The organism is Robertmurraya korlensis NBRC 107688, assembly GCF_001591645.1.
Classification (GTDB): domain Bacteria; phylum Bacillota; class Bacilli; order Bacillales; family Cytobacillaceae; genus Robertmurraya_A.
In genome coordinates this window covers 86,857-107,322 of record NZ_BCVH01000007.1, presented here as the reverse complement: position 1 = coordinate 107,322, position 20,466 = coordinate 86,857, and the positions used below count along the sequence as shown (strand labels likewise).

The window sequence follows — 20,466 nt, the reverse complement described above, 5'->3', positions numbered from 1 at the left end:
TCGAATTTATTTGATCCATCTTCTATAGAAAAAAAATTACTGGATTGACAATAGAGAGATAAATCTATATATTCGAATTTATTGCAACTACTAAAATATGATTCTAATATAGTAGTTTTAATGAAAAATTCATCTTGAAGGAGTTTCAACATGCAACAGAAAATACCGTTTTCTACTTACGCATTGATCGGTACTATGCTATTCGGTCTTTATTTTGGTGCAGGAAATTTAATTTTCCCCATCCAATTAGGACAACTAGCAGGTACGAATTTTTGGCCAGCATTGATTGGCTTTTTAGTAACAGCGATTGGACTTCCCTTTTTAGGAATCCTAGCCATTGGACTATCTGGAAGTACAGGGCTTCGTGATTTAGCAAGTCGCGTTCATCCACTTTTTGGTGTCGTATTTGCGATGGCGCTTTACCTAACGATTGGACCGTTCTTCGCCATTCCACGTACTGCTACTGTTCCATTTGTCGTCGGCTTTGAACCGTATATCAATCCAGACTCTGTAAGTTTATGGCTAGGACTATTTAGTTTCGTATTTTTTCTAATTGTGTATTATTTTTCTCTAAACCCAGCAAAAATTATGGACTATATTGGAAAGTATTTAACACCGGCCTTTTTAGTATTTTTATTTATTTTAATTGTTACAGCAATTGTTAAGCCAATGGGTGACTTCGGACAGCCTACAGGAGATTATAAGAGCTTACCATTTATGACAGGCTTTAAAGAAGGCTATAACACCATGGATGCTCTTGCCTCCCTAGCTTTCGGAATTGTAGTCATCAACACGATTAAAAGCCAAGGCATCACTAATACAAAAGCAATTGCCAAAGCAACTTGGCAATCTGGTGTGTTTGCGATGGGACTTATGACGCTTATATATGGTCTTATTACGTATATGGGAGCATCAAGTATAACCGCAGTAGGAACGTTTACGAACGGCGGGGAGATATTTGCTGCTGTTTCTCAGCATTATTTCGGATCATTTGGTAACATTTTATTAGCAATTATTATTGTTCTTGCTTGCTTAAAAACGAGTATTGGACTGATCACGGCATGTAGTGAATTTTTCCATAATGTGTTTCCAAAAGTAAGCTACCGTTGGTTTGTCCTTATGTTATGTGTCGTTTCTTTTGCCATTGCGAATTTCGGTTTGAACAATATCATTCTATTTGCAATCCCAGTATTGATGTTCTTATACCCGTTAGCGATTGTTCTTATCTTATTAGCTTTATTTTCACCATTATTTAAAGGAAAACAAAGCGTATTCGCTGCTTCGATGCTACTTACGTTCTTTGTAAGCATCATTGACGGATATAGCACGTTAGCCGCTTACTTACCTGGAACGACTGTAGGATTATTCGAATCAATTAAAACGTTTTATTTAGACTATCTACCACTTTATGAGATTGGTCTTGGATGGATGCTTCCGGCTTTCATTGGCGTGATCATTGGCTTGATTTGGCCAAACAAAATAAGGTAGAGAATACTAGAAAGGCGGAAGTTCCCTTGGAACTCCCGCCTTTTCTATCTTTATAGCGCGATTTTCTTGATTTCACAGCCGAAATTTTTGAAGCCTTTTATAAAAAGTACTTCTTGGGATGTCAAGTAATTTGGCAGCAGCTGTCACATTCCCCTTTGTCTTTTTTAAAGCATCCAGCATAAGATCCCGTTGGATTTTCTCACGTGTCTTGAGGTTATTATCCACGGTTTCCTTTTCGATTGATGAAGAAATAGGTATATTGGTTGTTAACACTATTGAAATGTCTTCTTTACCTGACAAATCCCCTTCTGGAAGCATGATATGCAATCGCTCCAGCATATTGGTCAGTTCTCTTATATTCCCTGGCCAATCATACTCTCTTAATCTAGTGAAAATATCCTCTATGTTATCAAAGCTCCAGTTATTTTTCTGACATAAATAATTAACGAGGTACGGGATATCCTCTTTTCTTTTTCGTAGAGGAGGTATGACAATGGGATACACATTTAAACGGTAATAAAGATCTTCCCTAAAATGCCCTTCTCTCACAAGCTCTAACATCTCACGGTGAGTTGCTGTAATCACTCGTACATCCAATGGTATTTCCTTTGTGCTTCCAATCGGAGTAATGGTTCTTTCCTGAAGCACACGTAATAAAGCAACCTGCATGGTGTGGGGAATCTCCCCTATTTCATCTAGAAATATTGTACCCTTATGGGCCTGTTCAAATTTCCCTTTATATCCTTGACGTCTAGCACCCGTAAAAGCTCCATCTACATAGCCAAAAAGTTCACTTTCCATCAAGTCTTTTGGAATTGCCCCGCAATTTAATGAAATAAATGGACCCTTCCTTCGAGAACTGTTGTCGTGAATAGCACGAGCAATTAGCTCTTTTCCTGTTCCTGTTTCTCCTGTGATAAACACGGTGGCATCAGTTGGGGCGACGAGTTTCACCTTTCTTAACGTGTGTTGGAAAACCTCGCTTACTCCAGCCTCTCCTTTAAAATAGAAGGTATCTGTTGAAGTTGAACTAGAATGAGAAATGAAAAGACGATGCTGTTGCTTAACAACTTCTGATAGGAAAAAGGAGCTGCCATTGATACTATTGTCTTCCTTTGACATGAAAGGCATTTCAAAATCAATTCGGTAATTGTTATGTAACATCTCATGAAGGTTCATACCGATTACTTGGGGGATTTTCTCTCGAATAGGTTTACTAGCTGATAGGATCTTTTTTTTCTGATTACAAACAATGAAGAGGTGGTTTTTATGTGTCTCCGCTAAAAGTGTTGCTTGTTGAATTAGATCGATTTCTTTTTTATAAGACCTACTAATTATCTCTTTTTCAATGGCATAGGCAATGGACGTAACCATACCAATCATAAAGGGATGGGAAGATTCTACAGGGCAAGAGACGTCAATGACTCCTAGTAAGCTACCATCACCATGTACAATAGGAGTAGCAGAACAGCTCCATTGATGTGAAGCAACTGAATAATGTTCTGCACCATGGATAATGACAGGTTCCTTTGTTTGTAAGGCCGTCCCAATCGCGTTTGTCCCAACCTCTGTTTCGGTCCAGCGTACACCTTCAATAAAATTAATTTTGCGTGCATTCATTAATGTTCTTTCGTTCCCTGTTAAAGAAAGGACATATCCTTCAGGGTCGACCAACAATGCCATCATTCCTGATTCTTTAATAGGTTGATCCATTTTTTTTAGAAAAGGAGTTGCTAATTCAATAAGCAGTGAATGGTTTTTCTTTTTAGCTTGTAATTCCTCTTCTGTTAATAAATGGTGGGCTTTATATAAATAAGGATTTACTTTTTCTGTTTTACATCGATACCAAGATTCTAAGATTCGCTTATTCAACCTAGCTGAATCAAGAACACCTTCTTTTACAAAACGCTTCCAAGTATCAAAATAAAAGGTTGTATCCATGAAACCTCCTCTATCCATGATAGAATTTTCCACGTTTTTCCCTATGAAGGAATATATCTCCAACTACTATTATAGTAAATGGTGTATACGCTTTCAATGAGTAATCGGTCGTATAAAGAATTTTCAAAAAAATAAGCCTTCGCGTCATTTATACGCAAAGGCTTTGCAAGGATTTATTGGGAAGGGTCAACTAGTATCTTAATTTGCTTCTTACTTTTCGTTAATGCTTCAAACCCTTCCTCCACAATCTGATTAAGAGTGATTTTCTTAGTAATTAAACTTTCGGCTTGAATCTGTCCATTTGCAATCAAATGAATCACTTGTGGAAAAATATTTCGATAGGCAATAATACTCGTCATTTTTCTTTCAGTTAAAATAAAATGATTAACTGGAATAGTCGCTGGTTTTTCCCAAATGCTGATATTCACTACATTCCCTTCTGCTTTGGTCGACTGAATTGCTGTATGAATGGTTACATCAATCCCTGCTACTTCAAACGCGACATCCACTCCAAGTCCATTCGTATAGTTCTTTATTTCTTGGACGGCATCCACTTCCGTAGGGTCAATCACCAGGTGAGCCCCAGCTTGTATGGCAATCCCGCGTCTTTCTGAAGATACTTCCACCGCAATAATTTGGCTTGCTCCTGCCGCTTTAGCTGCTTGTATCACTAATAAGCCAATTGGGCCTGTACCGATTACCGCGATTGAATCACCTATTTTCATTTCACTTTGGCGAACAGCGTGAACAGCAACGGCTGTTGGTTCCACAAGAGCTGCTTGTTCCCAAGTCATAGAATCAGGTATTTTATGGACCATTTTTTGAGGAACGACACTGTACTCCGAAAAACCTCCTAAACCACCAGAAAGACCAATGAAACCTAGTTGTTCACACACATTATAATGTCCTTTCAAACAAGAAGCGCATGTTCCACAGTTGTATATGGGCTCTACGCAAACACGGTCTCCAACCTTTACCGTTGTCACCCCTTCACCTATTGCAACCACTTCACCTGCATATTCATGGCCCATAACAATCGGAGCCTTATCCTCTGATATGGGGTGAGGCTTTTCTACCGGGATAAAAATGGGTCCCGCCAAGTATTCATGTAAATCCGACCCGCAAATTCCACAATAAGATACTTTTATTTTTACCTCATCACTTTCAACCGAAGGCTCCGGAATTTGTTCTACACGAATATCTTTTCTGTTATACCAGAGAGCAGCTCGCATTCACATTCCTCCTATTTTATACATGAACCGCATGACCTACGGCACTTAGTATTGCTTCATGGACTGCCTCAGAAAGAGTTGGATGAGCAGCAATAAAGTTTTCTAGTATGTCCGTTGTCAATTCAGCATGAAGCATCACAGCGCCTTGCCCAATCAATTCTGTTGCATGGGCTCCAACAATAGAAATACCAAGGAGTTCTCCAAATTCTGGTTCAATTAGTACTTTTACCTTTCCCACCTGTTTATTGGCAATTAACGCCTTTCCATTTGAAGAAAATGGAAACTCCCCTATTCGTATATCGCCAAACTGGTCTCTTGCCTGCTTCTCCGTCAAACCAACACTTGCAATTTCTGGTGAAGTGTAAACGCAGCGGGGTACGGCGCGATAGTTCACCTGAGATTCTACCCCGCACGCATGTAAAGCAGCCACCGTACCTTCATGGAACGCCACGTGTGCCAACTGTATACCACCAATTACGTCACCACATGCATATATATTGGGTATATTCGTTTGCAAATGTTCATTGACGATAATTCCTTTTCTAGAAAAATCTATTCCTATATTCTCTAGACCTAATTGTTCAATCCTTGGTTTCCTTCCAATTGAAACGAGGACGATTTCTGCCTGAACCTCCTGTAGACCCTCTTGATTTTCAAAAACTACTTTCTTTTGCCCTGAATGAAAACTTCTCACTGAAGAAGAAGTATGAATGGTGACCCCCTCATTTTTAAGCTGCTTATGTAAGATGGCAGCTATGTCTTCATCTTCCCCGGGCAAGAGCTGACTTGCCATCTCTACCATTGTGACCTTCGTTCCCATTCTGCTATAAACACTAGCAAACTCGCAGCCTATTACCCCTCCTCCAATAATGACTAACGAGGAAGGTATAACCCTAAGCGACATCGCATGACTACTATGAATCACCCAGTTGCCGTCAAATGGCGCAAACGGTAAGGGAACAGGTTCAGATCCTGTTGCAATGATTATTTTGTCCGCTGTTACTACTTGTTCATCTGCATCACGTTCAACCTTTATGTCTTTGCTCGAAAGAAACGACGCTTTGCCATTTATAATTTTCACTTTATTTTTTCTCATTAAAAAGTGAATCCCTTTTACAAGGGTTGAAACGATTTGATTTTTCCTTTGTTGTACCCTTGGCCAATCAATTTCTATCTGATCAGCTGATAACCGAATTCCAAACTCACTTCCATGCTTGATCTGACTTAGTACTTCTGCACTTTCTAGAAGGGATTTCGTGGGCATACATCCTTCATTTAAACAAGTTCCACCCAATGGCCCTTGATCAATAAGAGTAACTTCTTGTCCCTGCTGGGCTGCCGTAATAGCAGCCACATAGCCAGCAGGTCCACCTCCTATAATTATAATCGATTTCAAAGAACTCCCTTCTTTCTAAAAAAGCATCGTAATTGGGTCCTCTAAATACTGTTTTACCGTTTGTAGAAACGCAGCAGCCGGTGCCCCATCGAGAATACGATGGTCAAACGTTAAACTAAGTGGTAGGATGCTTCTTCTTTCCACCTTCTCACCGATAAATACTGGTGTATCATAAACAGCGCCCACACCAAGAATTCCTGCTTCTGGTGGGTTTATTACGGGAGTAAAATGCTCCACACCATAGGCACCTAAGTTACTAATAGTAAACGTGGAGCCTTGCATATCATCACTGTTAAGCTGCGCTCGTCTGGCGTCTTGCGCAAGCTCTTTGATTTTTCTGGACAAGTCAATAAGCGTGCATCTTTCAGCGTTACGAATAACTGGAACAACTAATCCTCTTTCTAGTGCTACAGCCATTCCCAGATGAACATGGTTGAATAAGTGAATCTTATCGTCAATATATGAGCTATTCATTTGCTGATGCTGCTGAAGCGAAAGCACAACTGCTCTTGCGATAAAATCTGTTACAGTAAGCTTATTATCAAAACGATATTGAACCGTTTCTGCTGTTTTCTTTTGTAAAGACATTAAGTTAGTTACATCAACTTTCATGTTTAGCGTTAGCTGGGCTGATTTTTGCAAGCTATCATACATTCTTTCTGCAATCACCTTACGTATGCCCGATACAGGAATCTGTTCGATCTCTTCTAACGGTTTATCTGATGTTATATCAACTTCCTTGTTTTGCTCTACTTGAGTTGAGCGTGAAGTTTTGAGAGCTTCTTGTACATCTTCCTTTGTAATTCTTCCCCCTGGTCCTGTACCATTGATTTCCTCAATATTAAGACCACCTGCCTCAGCCATTTTTCTGGCTACTGGGGAAATCTTCACACGATCACGAGGCGTTTTCGTCTGTAGTGTAGGTGCTGTATTTTCAGTTGTAGGAGCTACTTTTTCCACTTCAGGAGTTTGATTTTTTACTGTGGTTATGCTCTCTCCAATTTCTTCACCAGGATTTCCGATATAACAAATAACCGTTCCAGGTGGGACTCCTTCTCCTTCAGAAACCGCAATTTGTAGGACCGTCCCCTCAGCCGGAGATTCTACATCTATTTCAATTTTCTCTGAGCTTACACTCGCAATCGGTTCTCCTTTACCGACCTGGTCCCCGACTCCCTTATTCCAAACGGAGACGGTACCTTCTTTCATCGCCATTCCTAGCTTGGGCATTACTACTTCGACTGCCATGTCTCTCTCCTCCCAGCTCTCTATCTATACTTCAATCGGTGTACCTAATAATTCAGATACCACTTTGACTACCCGTTCTGGCTTTGGTAGATAAATATCCTCTAATGGAGGCGAGAACGGGACCGGAGTATGTGGTGCAGTAATCCGTTTAATTGGCGCATCCAGTGTATCAAATCCTTTATCCGCCACAAGTGCTGCAATATCAGTAGCAATACTACATCTTGGATTTGCTTCATCAATAACAATGAGTCGATTTGTTTTTGCTACCGACGAAAGAATCGTCTCTTCGTCTAATGGTGATAAACTACGGGGATCTACAACCTCAACTTCAATACCCTTGGTTGCTAGAGTTTCAGCTGCTTCTAAAGCTGTATGCACCTGTTTACCAATAGCAACGATTGTTACATCAGAGCCTTCGCGCTTGATATCCGCTTTTCCTAATGGAATCGTATAATACCCTTCAGGAACATCGCCTGTCATATTATAAAGAGTTTTATCCTCAAAAAAGATGACCGGGTCGTTATCTTCAATGGAGGCAAGTAATAATCCCTTGGCTTCATGTGGGGTAGAAGGAACGACCACCTTTACGCCTGGAATCGCCGTAAATAGAGCATATAAACTTTGAGAATGCTGGGCAGCCGCCCTAAAACCAGCTCCATGCATCGTTCGAATGGTAACAGGTACCTGTGCCTTCCCACCAAACATATAGCGGAACTTTGCTCCCTGATTTAGTACTTCGTCTAAACAGCTGCCGATAAAGTCATTAAACATGAGCTCAGCAATGGGTCTTAGACCAGTCGAAGCCGCGGCCATTGCTGCCCCCATATAACCTGCTTCTGAAATCGGAGTATCTAAAATTCGGTCACGTCCAAATTCCTGAACTAGCCCTTTTGTAACCCCTAGTACCCCTCCCCATGCATCTTCGTCCTGTAAATGATCTACTTGTGCTCCACCAGCAACATCCTCACCCATTAAAATGACATTTTCATCTTTACGCATTGCTAGTTTCATAGCCTCATTGATTGCAGCTGACATACTCAATTTTCTAGTCATGATTGATTCCTCCCCTATATATGAATCATTTTAAAAGATTGTAAATGTCTAGCATTAATAGGAAACATATACATCCGTTAGTAATTCAGAAGCATTGGGATAGGGACTCTCTTCACTAAATTTCACTGCTTGTTTCACTGCGTCCTCAACGGATTCTTCTATAGAGATTAATTCTTTTTCAGCTAGAAGTTGTTCATTTACTAAGTGATTTCTAAAGAGCAGAATCGCGTCTTTTTCAGTCTTATGCTCTGACTTTTCTTGTTCTGTTTTGTATTTTTGTGCGTCTCCTTCAAAGTGACCGTAATTCCGATACGTTACACACTCAATGAGAGTAGGTCCTTCTCCACGTCTTGCTCTTTGAACCGCTTCTTCTGCCGCTTGATAAACAGCAAGAACATCCTTCCCATCGACTTTAATACCAGGAATGTTATACCCAATGGCACGGTCTACAATTGATTTACAGCTCGATGCATAGGAAAAAGGAGTCGCTTCTGCAAAGCCATTGTTTTCAGCAACAAACACAACAGGAAGCTTCCAAATCGCAGCTAGATTAATACCTTCATGGAAAGTTCCGTGATTTTGAGCGCCATCACCAAAGAAGCAAACGCTTACATTTTCGGTCTTTTTATATTTGGCAGTTAGAGCAGAACCACACGCAAGAGGAAACCCACCACCAACAATACCATTGGCACCAAGCATCCCTTTATCAAGATCTGCAATATGCATTGACCCGCCCTTGCCTCTACATAATCCAGTCACTTTTCCATAAATTTCAGCCATCATACCATTCAAATCGCAGCCTTTAGCAATACAATGTCCATGTCCTCTATGTGTACTTGTAATGCTATCTTTATCATTTAAATGGGCACAAACCCCTACAGCTACTGCTTCTTCTCCAGCATATAAGTGAACAAATCCCGGCAAAATTCCTTGTGCAAACAACTCATGAACCCTGTCCTCAAAATTCCGAATCTCTAACATTTTTTGGTACATCCACTTTGCTTTTTCCTTAGTCAAAGCAACATCTTTGCTTTCCAATGTTCTCATATATACAACCTCCCAGGAAAAATTCATTACACTATTTTTAATGCAAGAACTGTGCCAAGATGATAAGCTATTGCTTTTGACATTTCTCGCTGATTCGATTACAAAAAAAGAGACAAATTGAGACGGGTGTCTCGTTTTGTCTCTTTTTGATTCCTTTTCTATGTATAAAAAAATCGCACTAGTGACAGCCACCGTGCGATTACCTTTCCTTTTGAATAAATTTTTTTTATAACCTCTCCCAAATCGTGGCGATTCCTTGTCCCCCACCTATACAGACAGCAGATGCACCATATTTACCACCACGTCTTTGTAATTCATATGCCAAAGAAAGAGTAATTCTCGTCCCACTAGCGGCAAGTGGGTGTCCTAGAGCAATCGCACCACCATTTACGTTTCCAATCTCCGGATCAAACCCCAGCTCTTTTTGGCAAGCAAGATACTGTGCCGAGAATGCTTCATTGATTTCGATTAAGTCCAAATCCTTCAGTGTAAGGTTTGCTTTTTGCAATGCGCTTTGAATGGCCGGAACAGGTCCAATCCCCATATACTTAGGGTCAACACCTACAACCGCCCACGATACTAGCCTTGCAAGTGGCTTTAATCCTTTTTCGGCGGCAAACCCACTAGAAGTGATAATAACTGATGCTGCCCCATCGACCATCCCACTTGCATTTCCCGGCGTAACAATTCCATTCTCTCTAAAACGGGGTTTTAACTTCGCAAGCTTCTCCAGGCTGGTTTTTCGGACATGTTCATCCTGATGAACGATCTTACTTGCTTTCCTTTCTTTTGCTTCAACTGGAACAATTTCCTTTGCCATATATCCTCTTTCGATTGCGGCTAGGGCCCGTTCATGACTGGTAAGTGCATGACTGTCAGCCTCTTCACGAGAGATGCCATATTTTTCGGCTAAATTTTCTGCTGTATCAGCCATCGTGCAGTCACCCACTGTATCGTATAATCCATCCCATACCCAGTCTTCAATGGCAGGTCCACCAAGCGGACTACCCCACCTCATCCCCGGAATAACATGAGGAACATTACTCATACTTTCTGTTCCGCCAGCAAGTACAGCCTTTGCTTCATTCGTCATAATATACCGGGCTGCTGTAATAATTGCTTCCACACCGCTACCACATAAGCGATTGATTGTTAAAGCTGGAATATGAATAGGCAATCCCGCCTTTAAACCAATATGACGCGCTAAAATATGTGCATCTTTGCTTGATTGTTGAACATTAGCGAAGACGACGTGATCAATATCTTCGGGATTAATATTCGCTTTTAGGACTGCTCCTCGTGCAGCTTCCACCCCCAAATCGGTAGCTGATATACCTCTAAAAGTACCTGAAATTTCTGTAAATGCTGTTCGTGCCCCATCCACCAAAACGATATTGCTCATACTTCACCACTCCTTATAAAAACGCTCAGATGAAAGCGATCAAATTAACAATAATAACGTTCTTTCTCTATTACAACATCAGCAATTCTTCGTTTGATTAACACATTATTTTCTGAACTGCTCATAATCAAACGACTAGCAAATCGAGAAAAGATTTCTTCATCACCAAAATGGTTAATCATGTTTAATGCCCTAAGTGCAATCTGTTGAGAAGCTTCATGAGTATATACTTTAGTACAATCAAGCTTCTGTCTGTTCTTTTCCTCACCCAATCTCATGATTAATTTTTCTGTTCTTAAAATAGCGCTTTCAATAGCGTAAATAGTAATAACCATATCAGCAAGAAATGCTGCAATTTCTTGCTCTATTTGAAAATTACTAAGGTTGTTCTTATTTATAGACTGAATAGCAGCATGGAATAATTTTTTCATTAGTTGAAGAATCTGTCTTTCATGTTGAAGTAACCCATTTTTCCACTCATCACCTTCAGATAAATCTACATGGTTTTTAAAGACAGTGGTGGCAATGAGGAGTCTATTAATTTCATTTGTTCCCTCAAAGATTCGATTAATTCTAGAGTCACGATATAGTGTTTCAATTTCATACTCTGTCATATAACCGTAACCACCGTGAATTTGAACGGCTTCATCAACAATTTCATCTAAAGCTTCTGTTGACATGACTTTATTAATGGAACACTCTACTGCAAAAAGTGCAATTGTGGAAGCAAAATCATCCCCATTTTTTTTCATATAATCGAAGCCTTCTTCCATCATTCCCGCTGTTCTATAGATAGCACTTTCATTGACATACGTTTTAATTACCATATCAGCCACTTTATTCTTAATTAGATTAAAGCCAGAAAGACACTGACCAAATTGCATGCGTTGGTTGGCATATTTTACTCCCAGTTCAATAGCTCGTTTAGCTGTACCGAGTGATGTTGCAGAAATCTTATGACGACCGATGTTCAATACATTAAAAGCAATTTTATGGCCCCGACCTACTTCTCCAATAACATTTCCAATAGGAACGCGTACATTTTCTAGAATAAGTGATCGAGTAGAAGACCCTTTAAGCCCCATCTTCTTTTCTTCTGCACTTGTAGAGACACCCTCAAAGCTCTTTTCAACAATAAAGGCGGTAAACTGTGACCCGTCCACTTTCGCATACACGATAAAAATATCAGCGAACGCAGAATTTGTAATCCATTGTTTTTCCCCATTTAATACATAATAATTACCACAAGGAGATAAGACGGCTATTGTTTTCACACTCATTGCATCTGTACCTGAAGATGGTTCTGTCAAAGCATAAGCAGCAATTTTTTCCCCACTCAAAATATCTGGAAGATACGTACCCTTTTGATAATTTGTTCCAAAATAAGCAATAGGTAATGCTCCAATCCCGGTTTGACCGCCAAAGGTAATAGCAAACGAACGACCAAGTGCCATCTTTTCAGAAATAATGGTTGCACTAACCTTCCCTAATCCAAGACCACCATCCTCCTCTGGGATATCTGCACGAATTAGACCTAGTTCACCGGTTGTTTTCATTAATGAAACAGTTTCCTCAAACTCCTGGTTTTCAATTTTTTCTAACTTTGGATAAACCTCGTTCATGACAAATTTACTTGTCAAGTCTGCTAGCATTTGATGTTCGTCATGAAAGTCCTCTGGTGTAAGAATGTCCCCTACTAATCTACCAGTATATAAAAATGGATGATTTTGCCTCTTTTCAATAAGCATTTACCTATCCCTCCATTGCTTTAACTTGAGATACCATCTTTTCACGAATATAGTCTGGGATAGTTTGGGCTTTTGGTTTACCAGTAAAAGAGGCCCATGCACGGACACCATAACCTTCAGCGACGATTTCGCCTTCTTTTATAAAATCATGTTTAATTTTAAAGACTTTGTTATGCAACTCTTCTATTGAGCTTTGTACAACAATGTGGTCTTCAAATACAAGTGGGCTCTTGAATGAACAATTCGCCTCTAACAGAGGAACCCCAATTTGCTGTTCTGCAAAAAGCTTGGAAGAAGGATAACCTATTTTTGTAAAAAAATCATGTGTTGCTTCATCCATCCACTTAAAGAAATTTGGATAATAAACGATACCTGCCGCGTCCGTATCTCCCCAACGTACTTGAAAATAATATTCCGACTTCATATTCCTTACCTCCTTTACCTTTGAATAGTAGAATTACTATTACTTATTTCTTCACAAAGCCTTATTTTTTGAATTTTTCCACTTGCTGTTACCGGGAATTTATCTGTGAAAGTTACTTTTTGAGGGACCTTATATAAGGCAATATGGTTCTTTATATAATTGATGATTTCTTCCTCCGTACACTCTTCGCCACTTTTCAATTGCACAACCGCACACACTAATTCTCCTAGGGTATCGTCAGGCAAACCTACAACAGCAGTCTCTACTATTTTTGGATGCCTTGCGAGTACAGACTCTATTTCTTGTGGATAAATATTAAGTCCACCCCGAATAATCATTTCTTTTTTTCTACCTACAAATTTTAAATAGCCTTGATCATTAAGGGTGCCAAGATCACCTGTATAGTACCAATTCTCATGATCCATCACTGCTGCTGTATGCTCTGGCATTTTATAATAGCCCTTCATTATGCCAAAACTCTTAATCGCGATTTCCCCTTTTTCTCCAGGCTCCAACTTGTTACGGTTATTATCAACAATTTTTAACTCTACTCCAGGAATTGGCTTTCCTAGGGTTTCTGTAATATTCTTTTCGCTATCATCGTAAGGAGTCATGGTTACGGTAACCGTCTCAGTGATTCCAAATGATTGGCATAGGTTAATTCCCATACGATTCCGAATTTCTTTCACCTTTGATGGTGGAATCGGGGATGCTCCTACAACACCAGTTCGTAGCGAAGACAAATTATATTGATCGAAGTTTTCCACTTCTAGTAGTTTAATAAACATGGTAGGTACACCATTTAAAATCGTTACTTTTTCCTGTTCAATTAAACGGAGTATTTCAGTCGGTTTGAATTTCTCCAATAAAACGATACGAGAACCTGTGAAGGCAGCGCAAAACAAATTAACTGCCATACCAAATATGTGAAATAAAGGAGCCGGAAGAATTAGTACATCATTTTCGGAGTAAAGGAGTTCCATACCCATTGTATTAGCAGATTGTACAACACTACGATGAGTAACCATGACGCCTTTTGGAACACCCGTCGTACCAGAGGTATATAAAATGCAAAATACGTCCTGATCTACATCTATTGGTACTTCATCCAGATGGACAGATTCCTCGTCCATGATTTCATGAAAGGATAAAAGTCCTTCCCAACAAAAACGGACGGTAATAACCTCTTCTAATACAAACAGAACTTCTTTTAACCCAAAATTGTGGTTAAATTCTTCAGAGACAATAATTACTTTTGGCTCAGAATTTTTCAGTATATGGTTCACTTCATGAGCTTTATATTTAGGATTAAACGGGACAAGGATGGCACCAATTTTTGCTACGGCAAAAAAAATAACAACTGTTTCGTACCAATTGGGTAAGGATACTGCCACTCGGTCCCCTTTATTTATCCCTCGTTTCGTTAAAGCCACTGCAAATTTATCAACATCTCTTTTTAACTGTGAGTAAGTAACTACTCTTTTCAAATCAAATAATGCTTCATTTTGACCATAATTTTTTGATGAAGACTCTAAAATTCCATATACCGTAAATAGATTACGATCTTTTCCCACTCTTTTGATCACCCCTCGAAAAAAACATTTTTATTTAGTGAAGTATCCATATTTTTTATGGATACTTCACTTGATGCGGTTTTCCTTACTTTCCTGCAAAAATTGGTTTCCTCTTTTCTATAAATGCTTGTAATCCTTCCTTTCGATCCTCTGTCGAGAAAGCGTTTGCAAAACAAGCACTTTCAATAATTAAGCCAGATTCAAGATCCGTGTTCCCTCCAGTATTAACGGCTAATTTTAACATTTGTAGAGCCACTGGTGGTTTTTGGGCTAGCTTTAGAGCCCATTCCTGCGCTGTATCAAGTAAGTCTTCAAGCGGAACTACCTTGTTAACCATGTTTAGTTCTAAGGCACGGTAGGCATCAAACATCTCGCCAAAGTAAAGAAGTTCCTTCGCTACTCCCTGGCCAACCACTTTTTGCAAACGCTGTGTGCCGCCCCCACCAGGTATAATACCAAGTCCTACTTCAGGGAATGCAAACTTAGCTTTACTTGAACTAATCCTTAAATCACAAGCAAGCGCTAGCTCTAATCCCCCACCAAGAGCTAGACCATTTATTGCTGCAATAACAGGCTTTGTTAAATTTTCAACTTTTGAAAATACCGATCTTGAAATTTTGTTCATCTTATTAATTCCAACAAGGCCAAGGTTAGCCATTTCATTGATATCAGCACCTGCAACAAATGCTTTTTCTCCACTTCCAGTTAAGATAATTGCCCGCACCTCATCATTTGCCTCAAGCTCACCAAATAAAGTATTTAATTCTTGAAAAACGTTTGTATTCAAGGGATTTACAGGTGGGCGGTTAATTGTAACAACAGCCACATTTTTGTTAATCACACATAGTAAAAATTCATAACTCATTCACTTTTCCTCCATTCATTATTCGTAATCGTAAAATCCTGCACCTGTTTTCTTTCCATATCTTCCTGCTCGAATAATTTCCTTTAAAAGAAGTGGTGGTGCATAAAAATTGTTATTAAACTCTTTTTTAAAATACTCCATTACATGGTAACCAATATCTACTCCAGCAAAATCTTGAAGCTCAAATGGGCCCATTGGATAATTCAATCCCAATTTCACTGCTTTATCAATATCTTCATAAGAGGCCACTCCCTCTTGAACTAGTTTGATTGCTTCAATAAACTGTGGAAGCATAATACGATTAACAATAAATCCTGGTGAGTCTTTTTTTACTTCAACTGGTTCTTTTGCTAGTTTAATAGATAATGCTTTCAATTCTTCTACCGTTTCATCACTAGTCTTATATCCGCGTACCACTTCAACGAGCTTCATGATTTGTGCAGGATTAAAAAAGTGCATTCCTGCTACTCGTTCAGGACGAGTAGTTGCCGATGCAATATCAGTGATTGACATAGAGGATGTGTTTGTCGCGATAATGACACCTTCACGGACAATTTGATCGAGGCTTGAGAATACTTCCTTTTTTAAAGTTAAATCCTCGATAACGGCTTCAATTACGATATCAACATCCTTCAAATCCTCTAATTGAGTGGTTGTTTGTATACGGCTTAATGCTTCTTGTTTCTGTTCTTCTGTTAATTTTCCTCTTGAAACACTTTTATCCATAAACTTACTCATGCGATTTAAGGCGTTTTCTAAAAATCTTTCCTCAATATCTCTTAATACAACATTGAATCCATTAATTGCAGCTAGGTTTGCAATACCCGTCCCCATGGATCCAGCTCCTACAACACCGATTGTTTGAGTGGTCATTGTCGCAACTCCTTTTTTAGAATTTTTAATAATTTCTGTAAATTTATTATAACTAATAATGATTGTTTCCTTGTACCTACACTATGTAGGAAAATACATATGATTTTTCGTCGTATTATAGTAAAAGGAGTATCTTCTTATAAAACCTATATTTTCAATATCTCTTGCACCAAAATGAAAAAAGTTAAAAAACGGCCAATAATCTCATTAAAAGATTGCGGCCGTTTTTTTTACATTGCTCTTTCATCTTAATAAGACACTTCTCTCTATTTCTTGCCCATACATATCATGAAGTTTTAATGCTAGCATTAAATTAAACCTCACTTCTGCATCACTTAACTGAACATCTAATAGAGATTCTATTCTTTCAAGGCGATATAGCAAAGAACTTCTATGTATATAAAGCTCTTCAGCAGTATTTTTAACATTCCCATTATTTTGTAGAAATGTATGAAGAGTATTGCAAAGATCGGTATTTTTCCCTTCTGAATAAGATAGAAGCCGTCCTAGTTGTTTACCTACAAAGAGGGCCACTTCCATGGAGTAGTTCAAGTGATGAAGGATCGCATACGAGCCAAGTTCATCAAATAGCATATAACCTTTTTGACGTAATCGGCTGTTGACAATATTTAGTGCCTGAATGGCTTGCTGATAACTTAAAAAGTAGTCTTGTATGTTACTTGTCATTCCTCCAATCCCCATGAACACTTTGCACCTTATATTGGTTTCTTCCATCCAATTGTTGATCTTCGAATAAAGTAATTGCCAAAATTTTTTCGATTGTGTCCCTTTATTTTCACATGGGATTATTAACACATTTTTCTCCTCATGGGTTACCGTTATAATGCCATGATCCTTTTCTGGTAAATGTGATTTAATATAATCCCATACAAGGTTCTTTTTCGACTGCTGCTCAAAAAGGTTAGATCCTTTTACTTCATCTTCATCCAAAATGATAGACAAAACGCACAGTTGATGGCTTTGAAAAAGGTCCCATTGAAAAACATTGGCAAACTGTAAAATCCCCTCTTTATCTTCAATTCGTTTAGATAATAATTTACTAATAAAACTATCCTTTGTCTGTTCTTTTGCATCTAGAACGATTTTTTGCTTAATAAATTGGAGTGAATATATATTACGAGCAAGTTCAATCGTTAAACGATCAATCTCATCCATTTCTTGACCCAATCTTCGTACGGCGAGATATCCTAGTAAACTTCCTCCCCCATGTACCGTCAAGAACGAAAAAAAGGCGGAGGGATCATCTGAATCCTTAATTAAAAAGTAGTCTGGACTATTTATTTTTCCTTTTTCTTTTTGTACAATTTCGGTAAGTTGATCGAGAAGCTGGACCTGATTGATTCTATTATTCATATGGACTGAAATTGGCTGCAAAAAACGGTCAAATAAAATCACTGGATTTTGAAATAGATTCGAAAGCATTGAGGTAATGCCATCAAAACCATCCACCTCTATTGTTTCTTTTACAAGCGCTTGTTGGAAATCTAAAAGAAATTGGAGGCGATTTTTATGCTCCTTCTCACTGTTAAATAGTCGTGCATTTTCTAAGATAGTCGCTACATGGTTAGACAATAGTTCTAATAGTCTCAAGTCATTTTCCGTAAAAACATCCTCTTTACTGTTCTCGATATGCAGTACTCCAATTGTACGTAATTCTATGATTAAAGGAATGGTTAGTTGAGTGCCTCCAGGTTTCTCCAGAAATGGAAAATATTTATTCAGTAAGTAATTATCTTTAATCATAATGGAATCAGGATGTTGTTTCTCTCCATAGGAAGGCGGTTGGAATATAAAACAATTTTCCTTTTCGTCATATAAATAAATACAAGCAAAATCAGCATTTGTTCCTTTTCCGGCTCTTAACGTTAACTCTTCAATATGCTTTTCAATAGGAGCATTAAGAGAAAGGTTTTTGCCAATCCATTCAATCCCTTCGATCTTTTTTAACTGTGATTTCTTTTCCCTAGCCATTTCCATTGCTACAGCAATATCTTTGCCGAATTCTTCAAAAGGAGCCTCCATTTCTAATAGTGGAACATAGTTTAGGAATCCAATGATACAAAAACCTAAATTGGAATCGTTTTCAAATAAAGGAACAGTAAACCATGTTTTTATATTTGCCTCTTTAAGTACCCTAGATAAATTACAGGTTTCAGGAGAATCAGCGTTTTCATTCGTTAGGCTTTGTCGGAGAAGTCTGTTGGAGCAAAACTTTTGTTCAAGGGGAAAATAATTGGTCAGTTCTGGTACGTTTCCGCTCCAAGCTTTTGTCACAAAGTTTCCTGTTTCATTTAAAATAACCCCTACAAAATCACAATATAGCTCACTTTGAAACGAAGCTGTCAAATATTGTAGTACTTCCTCTTCCGTATCAAACTTTACAAGTTGTCTGGCAGTTGATCGTAAGTGATTTTCTAATTTTTTCATAAGGCGATCGTTTACTTTATTTGGCATAGCTCATTCCCCTCGTTTTAAAATTTCTACTTTTCATTTTAAAAGAAACTGTTGATTTTTTGAAGAGAGTGAATATTCAAAATTTACCAACTAAACATACTATACTCCTTTTTTAGTAAACAGTAAAATCCCATAGATTACTCTTAGGGATTAATAGCTGAAACTTTTCTATCTATCAATTTATTCTTTTATTTGCCGTTTACCTTATGCTCCCGCTGACTTAATGCCTAGATAAGCTGAGATAACCTGAGGATTAGAGCTAATTTCGTCTCTTGTTCCATTTATAATTATTCTTCCCTGATCAATGACATAGGCTTGGTCACACACTTTAAGTGCAGCTTTCACATTTTGTTCTACTAATATGACCATTGTTCCTAAATCCTCTTTAATTATCATTAATGTATCTAGTATTTCATATACTATTTTCGGCGCAAGACCCATGGAAGGTTCATCTAGAAGAATGATTTTTGGATTTGACATCAATCCTCTTCCAATGGCTAACATTTGCTGTTCCCCACCACTTAAATTTCCACCTAGGTTTTTTAAATGTTTCTTTAAACTAGGGAACATATCAAGTATTTTCGTTAAATTTTCTTCTGCTAGCTTCTTCTCCTTATAATATTTTGAAAACATTCCAAGTAATAAATTTTCCTTTACAGTAAGGTTAGAAAAGATTTGTCTGCCTTCCGGGACGAGACTCAAGCCTTTTTCAACTACCTTATTAGCTGGATAGCCGCTTATAACATCATTTTCAAGAGTAATCGTTCCAGATGTTGGCCGATAAAGTCCAGCAAGCGTATTTAACAGTGTACTTTTCCCAGCACCGTTTGCACCGATGATTGAGACAATTTGTCCTTTTTCCACCTGGAAATAGATCTCATGAAGTATTTTGATTTTTCCAATATGGGTACTTACGCCATCAACCTTCAGCATTAAACAACCTCCTCTCCTAGATAGGCAGCAATTACCTTTGCATTTTGTTGTATTTCGTCAGGAGTTCCTTCCGCAATCTTCTTTCCAAAGTCAAGGACGATTATCCGATCAGCAAGCTCCATCACCGTCGCCATCTTATGTTCAACAAATAAAAAGGAAATACCTTCTGATTTTAACTTCTTAATATAACCTGCCATTCGATTGGTTTCGTAATCATTCAAACCTGCCATTGGTTCATCTAACATAATGAAATCTGGTTTATAAACAATCGCTCTTGCAAACTCCAACTGCTTTTGGAGACCATATGATAACTGGCCTGCCTGTTCGAACATTAATTCTTCTAAGCCAACTAAATGAATCGCATCTAATGCTAGGTCATAGGCAATTCTTTCATCCTTTAAAATCCTTGGGAGTCGGAAGGCAGCATTCACCACATTGGTTTTCAACTTGACATGAGCACCCATCATTACATTTTCAAGGACAGTCAAATTGTGAAATATTTGTAAATTCTGGAATGTCCTTGCTATCCCTAAGTGAGCTAGTTGAGGAATCTTTTGTCCTGTCAATTTATTTCCTTTGAAGTATGCTTCTCCATTTGTTGGAGAAAGAAAACAAGAAATCATATTAAATAAAGTTGTTTTTCCTGCACCGTTTGGTCCAATGACTGCTACGATTTCTCCAGCTCCTACATCAAAACTGATTTCAGAGACCGCTGTAACTCCACCAAATTGTTTTGTTAATCCCCTTACTTCAAGTAGTTTTGACAT

General features: G+C 38.5%; 16 protein-coding genes. 1 reads left to right on the top strand and 15 read right to left on the bottom strand.

What is annotated here, in order from left to right; all coding sequences use genetic code 11:
• The first annotated feature begins 150 nt into the window (after positions 1-150).
• Complete coding sequence (gene brnQ, locus BKO01S_RS11705; RefSeq protein ID WP_066053756.1) at positions 151-1,488, top strand: branched-chain amino acid transport system II carrier protein; 1,338 nt, start codon at positions 151-153, stop codon at positions 1,486-1,488.
• Positions 1,489-1,560: 72 nt separating this feature from the next.
• Here brnQ and BKO01S_RS11700 read toward each other — a convergent pair whose 3' ends face one another.
• The 15 genes from BKO01S_RS11700 to BKO01S_RS11630 form a co-directional block, all read right to left on the bottom strand.
• The gene (locus BKO01S_RS11700; RefSeq protein WP_066053752.1) at positions 1,561-3,429 is read right to left on the bottom strand and encodes a sigma-54-dependent Fis family transcriptional regulator; all 1,869 of its coding nucleotides are present in this window, start codon (positions 3,427-3,429) and stop codon (positions 1,561-1,563) included.
• A gap of 173 nt (positions 3,430-3,602) precedes the next feature.
• Positions 3,603-4,661, bottom strand: a complete 1,059-nt coding sequence (locus BKO01S_RS11695; RefSeq protein WP_066053749.1) for a 2,3-butanediol dehydrogenase — start codon at positions 4,659-4,661, stop codon at positions 3,603-3,605.
• 16 nt (positions 4,662-4,677) lie between these two features.
• Positions 4,678-6,057, bottom strand: coding sequence for a dihydrolipoyl dehydrogenase (gene lpdA, locus BKO01S_RS11690; protein WP_066053746.1), 1,380 nt, complete (start codon positions 6,055-6,057; stop codon positions 4,678-4,680).
• A gap of 15 nt (positions 6,058-6,072) precedes the next feature.
• A complete protein-coding gene (locus tag BKO01S_RS11685; RefSeq protein WP_066053743.1) occupies positions 6,073-7,305 on the bottom strand; it encodes a dihydrolipoamide acetyltransferase family protein in 1,233 nt (410 codons plus the stop codon).
• A gap of 24 nt (positions 7,306-7,329) precedes the next feature.
• Positions 7,330-8,358 (bottom strand): alpha-ketoacid dehydrogenase subunit beta, encoded by a 1,029-nt coding sequence (locus BKO01S_RS11680; protein ID WP_066053740.1) that lies wholly within the window; start codon positions 8,356-8,358, stop codon positions 7,330-7,332.
• Between the two features lie 54 nt (positions 8,359-8,412).
• Entirely contained in the window at positions 8,413-9,405 is a 993-nt protein-coding gene (locus tag BKO01S_RS11675; protein WP_066053737.1) for a thiamine pyrophosphate-dependent dehydrogenase E1 component subunit alpha, read from the bottom strand.
• 226 nt (positions 9,406-9,631) lie between these two features.
• Complete coding sequence (locus tag BKO01S_RS11670; protein ID WP_066053734.1) at positions 9,632-10,807, bottom strand: acetyl-CoA C-acetyltransferase; 1,176 nt, start codon at positions 10,805-10,807, stop codon at positions 9,632-9,634.
• Positions 10,808-10,851: 44 nt separating this feature from the next.
• Complete coding sequence (locus BKO01S_RS11665) at positions 10,852-12,555, bottom strand: acyl-CoA dehydrogenase FadE (protein WP_066053729.1); 1,704 nt, start codon at positions 12,553-12,555, stop codon at positions 10,852-10,854.
• Positions 12,556-12,559: 4 nt separating this feature from the next.
• On the bottom strand, positions 12,560-12,979 hold the full coding sequence (locus tag BKO01S_RS11660; protein WP_066053726.1) for an acyl-CoA thioesterase: 420 nt from the start codon (positions 12,977-12,979) through the stop codon (positions 12,560-12,562).
• Positions 12,980-12,993: 14 nt separating this feature from the next.
• Entirely contained in the window at positions 12,994-14,553 is a 1,560-nt protein-coding gene (locus BKO01S_RS11655; protein ID WP_066053723.1) for a class I adenylate-forming enzyme family protein, read from the bottom strand.
• Between the two features lie 85 nt (positions 14,554-14,638).
• Positions 14,639-15,418 (bottom strand): enoyl-CoA hydratase-related protein, encoded by a 780-nt coding sequence (locus BKO01S_RS11650; RefSeq protein ID WP_066053721.1) that lies wholly within the window; start codon positions 15,416-15,418, stop codon positions 14,639-14,641.
• Between the two features lie 18 nt (positions 15,419-15,436).
• Positions 15,437-16,291: a 3-hydroxyacyl-CoA dehydrogenase family protein gene (locus tag BKO01S_RS11645; protein WP_066053718.1), complete on the bottom strand. Its 855-nt coding sequence runs from the start codon at positions 16,289-16,291 to the stop codon at positions 15,437-15,439.
• A 243-nt stretch (positions 16,292-16,534) separates the two neighbouring features.
• On the bottom strand, positions 16,535-18,766 hold the full coding sequence (locus BKO01S_RS11640; protein ID WP_066053709.1) for a helix-turn-helix domain-containing protein: 2,232 nt from the start codon (positions 18,764-18,766) through the stop codon (positions 16,535-16,537).
• A gap of 204 nt (positions 18,767-18,970) precedes the next feature.
• Entirely contained in the window at positions 18,971-19,699 is a 729-nt protein-coding gene (locus BKO01S_RS11635; RefSeq protein WP_066053706.1) for an ABC transporter ATP-binding protein, read from the bottom strand.
• Entirely contained in the window at positions 19,699-20,466 is a 768-nt protein-coding gene (locus tag BKO01S_RS11630; RefSeq protein WP_066053703.1) for an ABC transporter ATP-binding protein, read from the bottom strand. Before BKO01S_RS11630 ends, BKO01S_RS11635 begins: the two co-directional genes overlap by 1 nt.